General features: G+C 73.4%; 14 protein-coding genes. 11 read left to right on the top strand and 3 right to left on the bottom strand.

Going from position 1 to position 14,351, the window contains the following annotated elements:
- Window positions 1–6 precede the first annotated feature (6 nt).
- From LG634_RS20340 to LG634_RS20355, 4 genes are all read left to right on the top strand, one after another.
- Window positions 7–1,149, top strand: coding sequence for an ArsA family ATPase (locus LG634_RS20340; protein WP_226735320.1), 1,143 nt, complete (start codon window positions 7–9; stop codon window positions 1,147–1,149).
- A gap of 79 nt (window positions 1,150–1,228) precedes the next feature.
- Entirely contained in the window at window positions 1,229–1,657 is a 429-nt protein-coding gene (locus LG634_RS20345) for a DUF5304 domain-containing protein (RefSeq protein WP_226735321.1), read from the top strand.
- 61 nt (window positions 1,658–1,718) lie between these two features.
- On the top strand, window positions 1,719–2,660 hold the full coding sequence (locus tag LG634_RS20350) for an ROK family glucokinase (protein WP_226735322.1): 942 nt from the start codon (window positions 1,719–1,721) through the stop codon (window positions 2,658–2,660).
- A gap of 75 nt (window positions 2,661–2,735) precedes the next feature.
- Window positions 2,736–3,482 (top strand): endonuclease/exonuclease/phosphatase family protein, encoded by a 747-nt coding sequence (locus tag LG634_RS20355; RefSeq protein ID WP_226735323.1) that lies wholly within the window; start codon window positions 2,736–2,738, stop codon window positions 3,480–3,482.
- 87 nt (window positions 3,483–3,569) lie between these two features.
- On the opposite strand, the gene LG634_RS20360 is transcribed toward LG634_RS20355, so the two are convergent.
- Both LG634_RS20360 and LG634_RS20365 read right to left on the bottom strand, forming a co-directional pair.
- Window positions 3,570–4,214 carry a hypothetical protein gene (locus LG634_RS20360; RefSeq protein ID WP_226735324.1) on the bottom strand — a complete coding sequence of 215 codons (645 nt, stop codon included), beginning with the start codon at window positions 4,212–4,214 and terminating at the stop codon, window positions 3,570–3,572.
- The gene (locus LG634_RS20365) at window positions 4,207–4,986 is read right to left on the bottom strand and encodes an alpha/beta hydrolase (RefSeq protein ID WP_226735325.1); all 780 of its coding nucleotides are present in this window, start codon (window positions 4,984–4,986) and stop codon (window positions 4,207–4,209) included. The genes LG634_RS20360 and LG634_RS20365 overlap by 8 nt, the downstream gene beginning before the upstream one ends.
- A gap of 204 nt (window positions 4,987–5,190) precedes the next feature.
- Here LG634_RS20365 and LG634_RS20370 point away from each other — a divergent pair, with 204 nt between their 5' ends.
- From LG634_RS20370 to LG634_RS20395, 6 genes are all read left to right on the top strand, one after another.
- Complete coding sequence (locus tag LG634_RS20370; RefSeq protein ID WP_226735363.1) at window positions 5,191–5,970, top strand: lysophospholipid acyltransferase family protein; 780 nt, start codon at window positions 5,191–5,193, stop codon at window positions 5,968–5,970.
- Between the two features lie 56 nt (window positions 5,971–6,026).
- Window positions 6,027–7,244 (top strand): MacS family sensor histidine kinase, encoded by a 1,218-nt coding sequence (gene macS / locus LG634_RS20375; protein WP_226735326.1) that lies wholly within the window; start codon window positions 6,027–6,029, stop codon window positions 7,242–7,244.
- A gap of 20 nt (window positions 7,245–7,264) precedes the next feature.
- Complete coding sequence (locus LG634_RS20380) at window positions 7,265–7,942, top strand: response regulator (protein WP_226735327.1); 678 nt, start codon at window positions 7,265–7,267, stop codon at window positions 7,940–7,942.
- A gap of 150 nt (window positions 7,943–8,092) precedes the next feature.
- Window positions 8,093–9,124: a 6-phosphofructokinase gene (locus LG634_RS20385; protein ID WP_226735328.1), complete on the top strand. Its 1,032-nt coding sequence runs from the start codon at window positions 8,093–8,095 to the stop codon at window positions 9,122–9,124.
- Window positions 9,125–9,230: 106 nt separating this feature from the next.
- Complete coding sequence (locus LG634_RS20390; RefSeq protein WP_226735329.1) at window positions 9,231–10,226, top strand: 2-hydroxyacid dehydrogenase; 996 nt, start codon at window positions 9,231–9,233, stop codon at window positions 10,224–10,226.
- Between the two features lie 62 nt (window positions 10,227–10,288).
- Window positions 10,289–10,567, top strand: coding sequence for a hypothetical protein (locus LG634_RS20395; protein ID WP_226735330.1), 279 nt, complete (start codon window positions 10,289–10,291; stop codon window positions 10,565–10,567).
- A gap of 63 nt (window positions 10,568–10,630) precedes the next feature.
- On the opposite strand, the gene LG634_RS20400 is transcribed toward LG634_RS20395, so the two are convergent.
- Entirely contained in the window at window positions 10,631–12,553 is a 1,923-nt protein-coding gene (locus LG634_RS20400) for an anthranilate synthase family protein (protein ID WP_226735331.1), read from the bottom strand.
- 282 nt (window positions 12,554–12,835) lie between these two features.
- On the opposite strand from LG634_RS20400, the gene LG634_RS20405 reads away from it, so the two are divergent.
- Window positions 12,836–14,191 (top strand): class II 3-deoxy-7-phosphoheptulonate synthase, encoded by a 1,356-nt coding sequence (locus LG634_RS20405; protein ID WP_226735332.1) that lies wholly within the window; start codon window positions 12,836–12,838, stop codon window positions 14,189–14,191.
- Window positions 14,192–14,351: the final 160 nt, after the last annotated feature.

Genomic DNA, 14,351 nt, shown 5'->3' on the forward strand with positions numbered 1-14,351 from the left:
AGCACCATGCGCACCCTCCTCGTCACCGGCCCCGGCGGGTCCGGCCGCACCACCGTGGCCGCCGCCACCGCCCTGGCCGCCGCCGGCCGCGGCGAGCGGGTGCTCCTCGTCGGCGGGGCGCTGCCCGAGCTGCCCGTGCACCCGCTGCTGGAGACCGTACGGCTGGACCCGGACGCCCGGTTCCGCGCCGAGATCGTCGCCCTCCAGGAGCGCGGCGGAGCCGTCTTCGACCTGCTCGGGGCCCGGCCGCTGCAGGCCGAGGAGCTGACCGCGGTGCCCGGCGCCGAGCAGTTCGCCCTGCTGCGCGCGCTGCGCCGGGCCGCCGACGGCGGCGCGTACGACCTGGTCGTCGCCGATCTGCCGCCGGTCCGCGAAGCCGTCGACCTGCTGGCCCTGCCCGCCCAGCTGCGCCGCTACCTGCGCCGCCTGATCCCCGCCGAACGGCAGGCCGCCCGCTCGCTGCGCCCGGTCCTCGCCCAGCTCGCCGGCGTCCCGATGCCCGCCCAGTGGCTGTACGAGACCGCCGACCGCTGGAACGCGGAACTGGCCGCCGTACAGGCCGTGATCGAATCCGACACCACCGCCGTCCGGCTGGTCGCCGAGCCCGGCCCGGCCGGCGCGGCCGCCGTCCGCGCCGCCGTCACCGCCCTCGCCCTCCACCAGCTCCCGCTCGACCTGCTCGTCGCCAACCGGGTCGTGCCCGGCGGCTCCGCCTACCCCTGGCTGGCCGGCCTCGCCGCCCAGCAGGACTCCTGCCTGCACGACTGGACGGCCGCCGGGCTCGCGCCCGCCGCGCTCCCGCACCTGGGCCGCGACCCGCGCGGCGCCGCCGACCTGGCCCGGCTCGACGCCGGACCCGGCAGCCGGACCCGTCGCGCCGCCTGGGAGGTGGAGGACCTGCGGGCCGAGGACGGGGTGCTGGTGTGGCGGGTCCCGCTGCCCGGCGCCACCAGGGAGGGGCTGGACCTGGTCCGGCGCGGCGACGAGCTGCTGCTCACCGCCGGCCCGCACCGGAGGATCGTTTCGCTGCCGGCCGCCCTGCGCCGCTGCACCGTCTCCGGCGCCGCCCTGCGCGACGGCGAACTCCGGATCCGCTTCACCCCCGACCCCGCCCTCTGGCCCACCGGCCAGGTCGGCCCCACCCCCTGAAACGGCACCCCCCGTTCGGGTACGGTCGAAGGTGACAGAGCACCCCGCGGCCCCGCCCGCCGCCGTCCCAGGAGCCGCCATGAGCGAGGCCCACGACCGCACCGACGACGACGCCTGGGCGAAGGCCTGCGCCGAGGACCTCGCCGCCGAGCAGGCCCGGATCCGCGCCGAGCAGGGCGGCTCCTCGGCCACCGGCAGCGCGGCGGAGGAACTGCTCAAGCTGGTCGACGCCGTGGCCGACAAGGTCGCGGCACTCAACAACCCGCTGCTCGGCGCCGCCGCCCAGGGCGCCGTCCGCCAGTTCGTCAACCAGGCGAAGTCCGCGGTGGAGCCCGTCATCGAGCGCAACCCGCAGGTCTTCGACCACCTCGCGGCCGCCGGCTCCGAACTCCTCGCCGCCTACCGGTCCGCGGTCGAAGGCCACGAGCGCCGCTGGACCCGCGGCCCCGACGGCGACGGCCCGGAGGACGGCGCCGGCGGCCGGTCGGAGCGCATCGACCTCGACTGAGGCACCCCCGCCCTCGGGTACGGTGGGCCCTGGCGGGGTTTGACCGGAAACCGAGGGACTAATGGGACTCACCATCGGCGTCGACATCGGCGGCACGAAGATCGCGGCCGGAGTGGTCGACGAAGAGGGCACCATCCTTGAGACGTACAAGGTGCCCACCCCGCCGACCGCGGACGGCGTGACGGACGCGATCTGCACCGCCGTGGCCGAGGTCAGCAGCGGCCACACCATCGAGGCCGTCGGCATCGGCGCCGCCGGATACGTCGACGACAAGCGCGCCACCGTGCTCTTCGCCCCCAACATCAACTGGCGCCACGAGCCGCTCAAGGACAAGGTCGAGCAGCGCATCGGCCTGCCCGTGGTCGTCGAGAACGACGCCAACTGCGCCGCCTGGGGCGAGTACCGCTTCGGCGCCGGCCAGGGCCACGAGGACGTCATCTGCATCACCCTCGGCACCGGCCTCGGCGGCGGCATCATCATCGGCAACAAGCTGCGCCGCGGCCGGTTCGGCGTGGCCGCCGAGTTCGGCCACATCCGGGTCGTCCCCGACGGCCTGCTGTGCGGCTGCGGCAGCCAGGGCTGCTGGGAGCAGTACGCCTCCGGCCGCGCGCTCGTCCGGTACGCGAAGCAGCGCGCCAACGCCACCCCCGAGCACGCCCGGATCCTCCTCGGCCTCGGCGACGGCACCGTCGACGGCATCGAGGGCAAGCACGTCAGCGCCGCCGCCCGGCAGGGCGACAAGGTCGCCGTCGACTCGTTCCGCGAGCTGGCCCGCTGGGCCGGCGCCGGTCTCGCCGACCTGGCCTCGCTCTTCGACCCGTCCGCGTTCATCGTCGGCGGCGGCGTCTCCGACGAGGGCGACCTCGTCCTCGACCCGATCCGCAAGTCCTTCCGCCGCTGGCTGATCGGCGGCCAGTGGCGGCCGCACGCGCAGGTCCTCGCCGCCCAGCTCGGCGGCAAGGCCGGCCTGGTCGGCGCCGCCGACCTCGCCCGCCAGGGCTGACCGCCCTCCGGTTCCGTGCAAGCCGCCCGCCGCGCCCTCTGGGGCCGCGGCGGGCGGCTGCCTATGTTGGGCGCCATGGACCTGCCCAACTCCCGTACCGAAGCCGATGGTTCCGCCGTGATCCGGGTGCTGAGCTACAACATCCGGTCGCTGCGCGACGACGAGGAGGCACTGGCCCGGGTCATCCGGGCCTGTGCACCCGACCTCGTCTTCGTGCAGGAGGCCCCGATCTTCTTCCGCTGGCGCAAACACGCGGCCCGGCTGGCCGCCAAGACCGACCTGGTGGTGCTCGGCGGTGGCGCCACCGCCGCCGGCCCGCTGCTCCTGTGCTCCCTGCGGGCCACCGTCGAACGCACCGAGGACGTCCTGCTGCCCCGCACCCCCGGCCTGCACCGGCGCGGCTTCGCCACCGCCGTCGTCCGGATCGCCGGCGCCCGGCTCGGCGTCCTCAGCGCCCACCTCTCGCTCCAGGCCGCCGAACGCACGGCCCAGGCCGGGCTGCTCCTCGACCGGCTCGGCAGCATGGACACACTGCACGCCGTGGCCGCCGGCGACCTCAACGACGAACCCGGCGGCGCCGCCTTCCGCAGGCTCGCCGGCCCGCTCCAGGACTGCCGCGAGGTCCGCCCCTGGGGCGGCGACCTCACCTGGCCCGCCCACGCCCCGCGCAAACGCATCGACGCCGTCCTCGCCACCCCCGGCATCGAGGTCCTCGGCTGCGGCGTGCCCACCGGCCTGCCCGGTCTCAGCCCCGCCGACCTCGCCGCCGCCACCGACCACCTGCCCGTCCTGGCCGCCCTCCGGGTCCCGGCCGCGGCCTGAGCACGCACACCCGGAACAGCAGAAGACCCCGCCCCCGCCGCCCTGTACGGCGGCGGAGGCGGGGCCGAAGACACCCGCGCGGGGCGGCTACACCACGGCGCCGCGCCCCGGGTCGCCGTCCTCGTCGTCGTCATCGGTCTGCATGCGCGCCACCAGGGTGGCGAAGCCGCCGAGGAAGCCGCCGACCCCCAGGGTCGTCAGCCACCAGGTCATGTCCCACTGGAGCAGTACGGCCAGCAGCAGGAGCACCGGCCCGCCCACCACGGCCAGCCAGGCGAACTTCGCCGTGGTGTCCGCGGGCGGCAGCGGCGGCGGCTCCGGCGGCACGAAGTGCCCCTCGTCGCTCTCGTCGAGGTCGTCCTCGGCGGGCTCCGCCAGCGAGTGGTCCCGCGGGCCCACCCCGGGGGCGAACACCACGGAACTGCCCAGCGGCGGCTTCGCGGCCCCGCCGTCCGCCCCGGCGTCCGGGGCCCCGCCCCGGTCCTCGCCCTCCGGCTTCCTGCCCTCCGGCTTCGCGCCTTCCGGCTTCGTGCCTTCGGCCGGGCCGCCCGGCAGCGGGTTCACGTCGCCCTCGGGAAGCAGCAGGTCCTCGATCGGCTTGAACGGCTTCGCACCCGGCGGGTCCGGCGGCTCCTCCCCGTACCCCGCGACGATGGCCGCCCAGGCCGCTTCCTCGTCGAGCGGCTCACCGCTCCCGGACGCCTGGGAGTCGCGGTCCTCGTGCTCAGCCACCGGTGGCCGTCCCCTCCTTGCCGACACTCGGAGCGAGGCGGCCGATGAATGCGAAACTGTCCTCGAAGATTCGCTCTGCATCATGGTCCAACGTCGCGACGTGGTAGCTCTGTTCCAGCAGCGTCTCCGTGACGTCGGTCGACGAGATGCGGCTCAGGATGCGCGCCGAGTCCGCCGGCGGCACCACGTGGTCCTGCGGGCTGTGCAGCAGCAGCACCGGCTGCGTGACCTGCGGCAGCTCCGTGTCCAGCATCTGGAGGAAGGTCCGCAGCGAGTGCGCGGCCCGGGTCGGGACCCGGGTGTAGCCGACCTCCTCGACACCCGGCTTGGCGATGTCGCTGGCGATGCCGGGGGTGGAGCGTACGAAGTGCTTCGCCACCGGCAGGGCGACGGCCAGCGGGTCGTGCACCTTGTTCGCCGGGTTCACCAGGACGATGCCCTGCACCGCGTCCCCGTGCTTGGCCGCCAGCCGCAGGGTCAGTGCCCCGCCCATCGACAGCCCGCACACGAACACCTGCGAGCACCGGTCCAGCAGCTCCCGCAGCGCCCGGTCCACCTCCGCGTACCAGTCCTGCCAGCCCGTGAGCTGCATGTCCTCCCAGCGGGTGCCGTGGCCGGGGAGCAGCGGCAGGGACACCGTCAGCCCGCGCTCGGCCAGGAAGTCGGCCCAGGGACGCATGGACTGCGGGGAGCCGGTGAAGCCGTGGCAGAGGAGGACGCCCACCTCCCCGCCCTCGTGGCGGAACGGCTCGGCTCCAGGGAGGACGGGCACCAGGGTCTCCTGTTCGATCGGACGCGGAAAGAGGGGGGTGCGGTCAGTGTGTTCTTCACGGTACGCGACCGGGCCGACACCGACCAGGGCCGTCACGGCACCGGCGGCCCGCCGTACCCCCGGTGCGGGCGGGAGCGCGGGCCCGCCAGGGGATAAGGTCTGTTCGACAGACACAGGAAGGCATTCGAGTTGATCTACGGCGCAATGAAGTTCTCCATCGGGGGATCCCTGAAGCTCGCCTTCAGGCCCTGGGTGGAGGGCCTCGAGAACATTCCCGCCGAGGGGCCGGCGATCCTCGCGAGCAACCACCTGTCGTTCTCGGACTCCTTCTTCCTGCCCGCGGTGCTCGACCGCAAGGTGACCTTCATCGCGAAGGCCGAGTACTTCACCTCCCCCGGGGTCAAGGGGAAGCTGACGGCCGCCTTCTTCAAGGGCGTGGGCCAGCTCCCCGTGGACCGCTCGGGCGCGCGCGGCGCCGGCGAGGCGGCCATCAAGAGCGGCATCGAGGTCATCGAGCGCGGTGAGCTCTTCGGCATCTACCCCGAGGGCACCCGGTCGCCCGACGGCCGTCTCTACCGCGGCAAGCCGGGCGGTCTGGCCCGGGTCGCGCTGGCCACCGGCGCCCCCGTGATCCCCGTCGCGATGATCGACACGGAGAAGATCCAGCCGCCCGGCAAGGTCGTCCCCAAGCTGATGCGTCCGGGCATCCGGATCGGCAAGCCGCTGGACTTCAGCCGCTACCAGGGCATGGACGGAGACCGCTTCATCCTGCGCTCGGTGACCGACGAGGTCATGTACGAGATCATGAAGCTGTCCGGCCAGGAGTACGTCGACATCTACGCCACGGCCGCCAAGCGCCAGATCGCGGACGCCGAGAAGGCCGCCAAGGCCGAGAAGGCCGAGGCGGAGAAGGCGGCCAAGGCGGCGAAGGCCGGCACCGCCGACGCCGCGGGCACGTCGGGCACGGACACGGCGGACCGCTGACGCCGGCGCGGACCCGAGGGTCCGCGCCGGTCCGCGGCCCGTCTGGGGGGTGGGGGATGGCCAAGCGCGAACGGGTCGTGCGCATGTCGGTCGAGCAGCCGCTGTGGCGCGCGCTGACGGCGTACCGGGTGCTGACCGCCGGGTACGCGGTGCTGCTGTTCGTGTCGGCGTACCGCGAGTTCGTCCGGCCCTGGGTGGCCGTCGGCTACCTCGCGGTCCTCGTGGTGTGGACCCTGGCGACGCTGCCCAGGGTCTCGGGCGCGGCCGCCTGTACCCGGCGGTTCCTCGCCGGCGACCTCGCGTTCGCCCTCGTCGGCATCCTGCTCACCCCGGTGGCCGACTCCGCCGACCGGATCGCGTCCGGCGGGCCCACCCTGCCGTCGATCTGGACCGCGGGCTCGGTGCTGGCCTTCGCCCTCAAGGGCGGCTGGCGCTGGGCCGGGTTCGCCTCCACCTTCGTGGCGGCCGCCAACATCGCCCAGCGCGGCGAGATCACCCGCGACACCGTCCACAACGTGCTGCTGGTGTGGGTGGCCTCCATCGCGATCGGTTACGTCGTCGAGGTCGCCCGCGCCAGCGAGGCCACGCTCGCCCGCGCCCTGGAGATCGAGGCGGCCACCCGGGAGCGGGAGCGGCTCGCCCGCGACATCCACGACGGCGTGCTCCAGGTGCTCGCCATGGTGCAGCGGCGCGGCACCGCCCTCGGCGGCGAGGCCGCCGAGCTGGGCCGGATGGCCGGCGAGCAGGAGGTCGCGCTCCGCACCCTGGTCGCCGGCGGGCTGCTGCCCGCCTCCCGCATCTCGCAGGACGCGGCCCGCGGCGCGTTCGTCACGGCCGTCGAGGTCGACGAGCCCGAGGGCGACGTCGACCTGCGCAGCCTGCTCGCCCCGCACGCCGGTTCGCGGGTGAGCTTCGCCGAGCCCGGCGCCCCGGTGCTGCTGCCCGCCCCGGCCGCCCGGGAGCTGGCCGCCGCGGCCGCCGCCGCGCTGGACAACGTACGCAAGCACGCCGGCGAGGAGGCCAGGGCCTGGATCCTGGTCGAGGACGAGCCGGACGAGGTGATCGTCACCGTCCGCGACGACGGTCCGGGCATTCCCGCCGGGCGGCTCGCGCAGGCGGAGGGCGAAGGACGGCTGGGCGTGGCCCAGTCGATCCGGGGCCGGCTGCGGGACCTGGGCGGCACGGCCGACCTGGTGTCCGTGCCGGGCCAGGGGACCGAGGTGGAGCTGAAGGTTCCCAAGACGCCGCGGGCGTCGCACGATGCAAGGGATTGACGGGGGAGGACGGACGTCCGATGAACGGTGAGAACAACAGCCCGATCCGGGTGATGGTGGTCGACGACCACCCGATGTGGCGGGACGCGGTCGCCCGCGACCTGGCCGCCGCGGGCTGCGAGGTCGTGGCCACCGCGGGCGACGGCCCGCAGGCCGTCCGCCGGGCCCGGGCGGTCACCCCGGACGTGCTCGTCCTCGACCTGAACCTGCCGGGCATGCCGGGCGTGCAGGTCTGCAAGGAGCTGGTCTCCGCCAACCCGGCGCTGCGGGTGCTGGTGCTGTCCGCCAGCGGCGAGCACGCCGACGTCCTGGAGGCCGTCAAGTCCGGCGCCACCGGCTACCTGCTGAAGTCCGCGGGCGCCGAGGAGCTGATCGACGCGGTGCGCCGCACCGCCGTCGGCGACCCCGTCTTCACCCCCGGGCTGGCGGGCCTGGTCCTCGGCGAGTACCGGCGGCTGGCCGCCGACCCGGCGCCCGCCGCGTCCGACGAGCCGAAGGCCCCGCAGCTGACCGACCGGGAGACCGAGGTGCTGCGGCTCGTCGCCAAGGGACTGTCGTACAAGCAGATCGCCGAGCGGCTCGTCATCTCGCACCGCACCGTCCAGAACCACGTCCAGAACACCCTCGGCAAGCTCCAGCTCCACAACCGGGTGGAACTGGTGCGCTACGCCATCGAGCGCGGACTCGACGACGCGTAGTACCCGTACGAGTGAACGGGGCGTACTCAACGCCCCGTAACTCAGGCGGAATTACCCCTTCAGGCGGCGCTGGTGTGACCCGGGTCACCACTAGCGTGACCGCCGGACGGGCCCGCAAGGCCGGGCCCCCATCGGCGAAGGGATGATTCCATGAAGGTCGGAGTGCTGACCGGCGGCGGCGACTGCCCCGGGCTCAACGCGGTCATCCGCGGTGTCGTCCGCAAGGGCGTCCAGGAGTACGGATACGAGTTCGTCGGGTTCCGGGACGGCTGGCGCGGCCCGGTCGAGGGCGACACCCTGCCGCTGGACATCCCGGCCGTCCGCGGCATCCTCCCGCGCGGCGGCACCATCCTCGGCTCCTCGCGCACCAACCCCTTCAACACCGCCGACGGGGTCCGCCAGATCAAGGAGAACCTCGCCAAGCACGAGGTCGACGCCCTGATCACGATCGGCGGCGAGGACACCCTCGGGGTGGCCGCCCGGCTCCACGCGGAGTACGGCGTGCCCTGCGTCGGCGTCCCGAAGACCATCGACAACGACCTGTCGGCCACCGACTACACCTTCGGCTTCGACACCGCCGTCGGCATCGCCACCGAGGCCATCGACCGCCTGCACACCACCGCCGAATCGCACATGCGGGTGCTCGTCGTCGAGGTGATGGGCCGGCACGCCGGCTGGATCGCCCTGCACTCGGGCCTGGCCGGCGGGGCCAACGTCATCCTCATCCCCGAGCAGCGCTTCGACGTGGACCAGGTGTGCGCCTGGGTGACCTCCCGCTTCAAGGCGAGCTACGCGCCGATCGTGGTGGTCGCCGAAGGCGCCATGCCCCAGGACGGCGACCTGGTCCTCAAGGACGCCGTCTCCCGCGACTCGTTCGGGCACGTCCGGCTCTCCGGTGTGGGGGAGTGGCTGGCCAAGGAGATCGAGTCCCGCACCGGCAAGGAGGCCCGCACCACGGTCCTCGGCCACATCCAGCGCGGCGGCACCCCCAGCGCGTACGACCGCTGGCTCGCCACCCGCTTCGGCCTGCACGCCATCGACGCGGTCCGCGACCGGGACTACGGGAAGATGGTCGCCCTGCGCGGCACGGACGTCGTACGGGTGCCGATCGCCGAGGCCACGGCGAAGCTGAAGACGGTCGACCCGGCGCTCTACACCGAGGTCGGCGTGTTCTTCGGCTGAGCCGCCCGGCACACCAAGACCATGGGCCGTATCGTGACAGACCGCAGTAAAGGCGGCGTACGGTCCATGGTCCGGCCCCCGGGCCGGCGCACGGCGGGAGCGAAGCGTGGAGATCCTGGCATTCGGCGTCACGGCCGACGAGAAACCCCTCCTGGAGCGGGCCTTCGAGGGCCGGCACGAGGTCCGCTGCGTCGACATGATCCTCGACGAGGACACCGCCCCCGTCGCCGCCGGGTACGAGGTCGTCAGCTCCAGCGTCAACGCCGACCTCGGCGGCCGGGTGCTGCGCACCCTCGCGGCGGGCGGCACCCGGATGATCGCCCAGCGCTCCACCGGCTTCAACAACATCGACCTGGACGCGGCCCGGCAGCTCGGCATGACCGTCAGCCGGGTCTCGTCGTACTCCCCCTACTCGGTCGCCGAGTTCGCCTGGACCCTCGCCATGGCGGTCAACCGGCACATCGTCCGCGCCGCCAACCGCACCCGCGACTTCGACTTCCGTCTGGGCGGACTCCTCGGCCGCGACATGCACGGCCGCACCGTGGGCGTCCTCGGCACCGGCAGGATCGGCGAGGCGTTCACCCGGATCGCCCACGGCCACGGCATGACCCTGCTGGGCTGGGACGCCGTCCCGAACTCCGCCTGCCTCGGACTCGGCATGACGTACGTCGACAAGGAGCAGCTGCTCGCCGAGTCCGACCTGGTCAGCCTGCACGTGCCGCTGCTGCCCGGGACCCGCCACCTGATCGACGCGGCCGCCCTGCGGACCATGAAGGACGACGCGATCCTCGTGAACTCCAGCCGCGGCGGGCTCGTCGACTCCGAGGCCCTCGTCACCGAACTGCGCGCGGGCCGGTTCACCGGCGTCGGCCTCGACGTCTACGAGGCGGAAGCGGGGGTCTTCTTCCTCGACAAGTCGCTCGAAGCGGTGGCGGACGACACCCTCGCCCGCCTCATGACCTTCCCGAACGTCCTCGTCACCTCGCACCAGGCGTACTACACGCACGACGCCGTGGACCAGATCATCGCCACCACCGCGGCCAACGTGGCCGACTACCTCGCCGGCCGGCGCTCCGACAACACGCTCTCGCCCGCCGGCTGACGTTCCGCTTCCGTTCAGCCGGCCGCCGGCCGGAGGGCTCCGGCCGTCCCTAGGTTCGTACCGTGCAGATACCTGACGGGATCCAGTGGGTGTGCGCGGCCTGGGGCGCCGTCCTCGGGCTCGGCGCGCTCGACCACCTGGTCCGGGCGGCCCGCACCCGGCCCGGCCGGAACCGCGCCGACCGCGCCGCCGAGGCCTTCGACTGGGCCGCCTCCGCGGCCTGCGCCCTCGGCGCGGCCGCCGAGAACCCGGCCGCCCTGCTCACCGGACTGCTCGCCTACACGGCGACGGCCGTCCGCCGCCGGCTGCGCCGCCCGGGCCCGCCGGCGTTCCCGGCCTGACCACGACCGCGGAACCCGGCCGCCCCCGGCCCGCCGCGCGGACCGGGAGCGGCACACCGGGCCTCAGCCGCGCGGCGCCAGCGGGGCGCGCACCGCGGCCAGCAACTCCCGCACCAGCTCGGCCCCGCGGAGCGTGAGCACCGACTCGGGATGGAACTGGACGCCCGCGAACCCGTGCTCCGAACGCAGCGCGTGCACCTCGCCGGTGGCCTCGTCCCGCGCCACCTCCACCCCGTGCCGGGCCAGTTCCGCCGCCGCCTCCGCGTCGCAGTGCGCCGTGAACGTGTTGTAGAAGCCGACCACCTCGGAGCGGCCGAACAGCTCCACCCGGGTCTGCGCCCCCTGTGCCGGCTCCGCCTTCCGCACCAGCGGCAGCCCCAGCTCCGCGGCGATCAGCTCGTGGCCCAGGCACACGCCCAGCAGGCCGTGCCGGTGGGAGGCGAGCAGCTCCGCCGCCAGCGGCCGCAGCAGCTGCATCCGCGGGTCCGACAGGTCCTCCGGATTGCCCGGCCCCGGACCCAGCACCACCGGACCCGGGTGCGACAGCGCCGCCTCCCGCAGCCCCGGCTCGTCGTACCGCCGGACCGTCACCTCCAGTCCGGCCGCCCGCAGCACGTGCGCCAGCATCGCCGTGAAGGTGTCCTCCGCGTCGATCACGAGGGCGTGCCCCGACGGCTCGGCCGCAACCGCCGACAGGTCCTGCATCTTCAGCCAGAACGGCGCCAGGTCCTGCCGGCGCCCCGCCAGCTTGGCCTGCACCCGCGGGTCCTCCGCCAGCCGCGGCTGGTCCAGCGGGGCCTGCGGCGCCGCCGGCCGCTCGCCCAGTGCCGCCAGCACCGCCGCCGCCTTCGCGTGCGTCTCCGCCACCTCGCCCACCGGATCCGAGTGCCGTACCAGCGTCGCGCCCACCGGCACCCGCACCCGCCCGTCCGCCGAGATGTCCGCGGTCCGGATCAGGATCGGCGAGTCCAGGGTCTGCGCCCCGCCCGCGTCGTGGCCGAGCAGCGCCAGCGCCCCCGCGTAGTAGCCGCGCCCCACCCCGTCCGGACCGACCGGCTCGTGCCGCTCGATGACCCGGCAGGCGTTCTGCACCGGCGAGCCGGTCACGGTCGCCGCGAACATGGTCTCCCGCAGCACGTCCCGCACGTCCAGCGTGGTCTGCCCGCGCAGCTCGTACTCGGTGTGCGTCAGGTGCGCCATCTGCCGCAGCCGCGGTCCGATCACCACGCCGCCGCGGTCCCCGACCGTGCACATCATCTTCAGTTCCTCGTCGACCACCATCGACAGCTCCTCGGTCTCCTTGCGGTCGCCGAGGAAGGAGAGGAACGAGTCCACGGTCGGCCCGCCGGCGGGGTGCCGGTAGGTGCCGCTGATCGGGTTCATCACGACGGTGCTGCCGCTCATCCGCACGTGCACCTCGGGGCTGGCCCCCACCAGCGTCCGCTCGCCGGTGTACACGACGTACGTCCAGTACGCGCCCTGCTCGTCGGTGAGCAGCCGCCGGAACAGGGCCAGTGCGTCGGCTGGCCCGAAGCCCGGGATCGCCCCGGCGTAGGTGCGGCGGATGACGAAGTTCGCTCCCTCGCCGCGTCCGATCTCGTCCTTGATGACCCGCTCGACGATCTGCGCGTAGTCCTCGTCGGAGACGTCGAAGCCGCCGTTCTCGACGCGCACCCGGTGGTCGGGCAGCGCCGCGAGCACCTCGCCGAGCGGCAGCTCGTACGTCTCCTCGGCGACGAGGACGCTCAGCGGAGTGCCGTCGTCGCGGACGTCGAAACCGCGCTCGCGCAGCTGCCGGAACGGGACCAGGGCCAGCGTGCCGCGGTCCCCGATCGGGATGTCCGCGAGCCGGGCCGCCTCGTGCATCGGGCCGGTCAGCAGCTCGACGACGTCGTGGTCACGGCCCGGGGTACGGCGGCGCAGCAGGGCGAACGGGGGGCAGCCGGCGGTGTCGGTGAGCCGGTCCAGCAGACGGCGGACGTTCATGGGGCAGGTCCTTTCCTGGCTTCCTCGGTGCCTTGGAGGACCGGCCCCTGACATGCAGAAAGGCCGCCCCTCGGGCGGCCTTCGCGTCGGTTTCGGGTACGCGCAGTCAGTGGGCCGCCGGATGAGCGGGCCACCACCGGTTCAGGTGCGAGTGCGGGTACATGGCTGCGAGCGTAGCGGACTCCGCCGCCGCTACCGCGCGGTAACGCCCAACTTGGTCACACCGTCTCACAAAGCGGGCACGAGCGAATCGGGCCGCCCCGAACACGTACTGTTGTCTGCGTGACCGTGAATGCAGAAACCCAAGCCCTCGCCGCCAAGGCGACCTGGCGGAGCCTTCCCGCGGCGCAGCAGCCCGAGTACCCCGATGCCGAGGCTCTGCGCGAAGTCGTCGCGGACCTCGAGTCGTATCCTCCGCTCGTCTTTGCCGGCGAGTGTGACCAGCTGCGCGCCCGGATGGGAGCCGTCGCCCGGGGCGAGGCGTTCCTGCTCCAGGGCGGCGACTGTGCCGAGGCCTTCGACGCCGTCTCCGCCGAGCACATCCGTGCGAAGCTGAAGACCCTCCTCCAGATGTCGGCCGTGCTGACGTACGCGGCCTCCGTGCCCGTCGTCAAGGTCGGCCGTATCGCCGGCCAGTACTCGAAGCCCCGCTCCAAGGGCACCGAGACCCGTGACGGCGTCACCCTGCCCACCTACCGCGGCGACTCCGTCAACGGCTTCGCCTTCGACGAGAAGTCCCGCGTCCCGGACCCCGAGCGCCTGAAGCGGATGTACCACGCGTCCGCCTCGACGCTGAACCTGGTGCGCGCCTTCACCACCGGTGGTTACGCCGACCTGCGCCAGGTGCACGCCTGGAACCAGGACTTCGTGAAGTCCTCCCCCTCCGGGCAGCGCTACGAGCAGCTCGCGCGGGAGATCGACAACGCGCTGAACTTCATGAAGGCCTGTGGCACCGACCCGGCCGAGTTCAAGGCCGTCGAGTTCTACTCCTCGCACGAGGCCCTGCTGCTCGACTACGAGTCGGCGCTCACCCGCACCGACTCGCGCACCGGCAAGCTGTACGACACCTCCGGCCACATGGTCTGGATCGGTGAGCGCACCCGCCAGCTCGACCACGCGCACATCGAGTTCTGCTCGCAGATCTCCAACCCGATCGGCATCAAGCTCGGCCCCACGACCAGCGTGGACGAGGCCCTCACCTACATCGACCGCCTCGACCCGGAGCGCGAGCCGGGCCGGCTCACCTTCATCGTCCGGATGGGCGCCGACAAGGTCCGGGACAAGCTCCCGGAGCTGGTCGAGAAGGTCACCGCCTCCGGTGCGATCGTCGCCTGGGTGACCGACCCGATGCACGGCAACACGTTCGAGGCGGCCTCCGGCCACAAGACCCGCCGCTTCGACGACGTGCTCGACGAGGTCAAGGGCTTCTTCGAGGTCCACAAGGCGCTGGGCACCCACCCGGGCGGCATCCACGTCGAGCTCACCGGTGACGACGTCACCGAGTGCGTGGGCGGCGGCGACGAGATCTTCGTCGACGACCTGCACCAGCGCTACGAGACGGCCTGCGACCCGCGGCTCAACCGCAGCCAGTCCCTGGACCTGGCGTTCCTGGTCGCCGAGATGTACCGCGACCAGTGAGTTCGTGATCAGTAGGTAGCTTCCTATGACAGTGGGGCGCGGATCGATGTGATCCGCGCCCCACCGTCGTTCGGAGCACTTTTACGGCCAGGACCTGGCGGGTAAGGTTAGGTTAGCCTCACCGAAAAGGGGGGCGAGCCATCGTTTCCGCACCTGCCGG

Source organism: Streptomyces bambusae (assembly GCF_020532645.1).
In the GTDB taxonomy this organism is placed as follows: Bacteria; Actinomycetota; Actinomycetes; order Streptomycetales; family Streptomycetaceae; genus Streptomyces; species Streptomyces bambusae.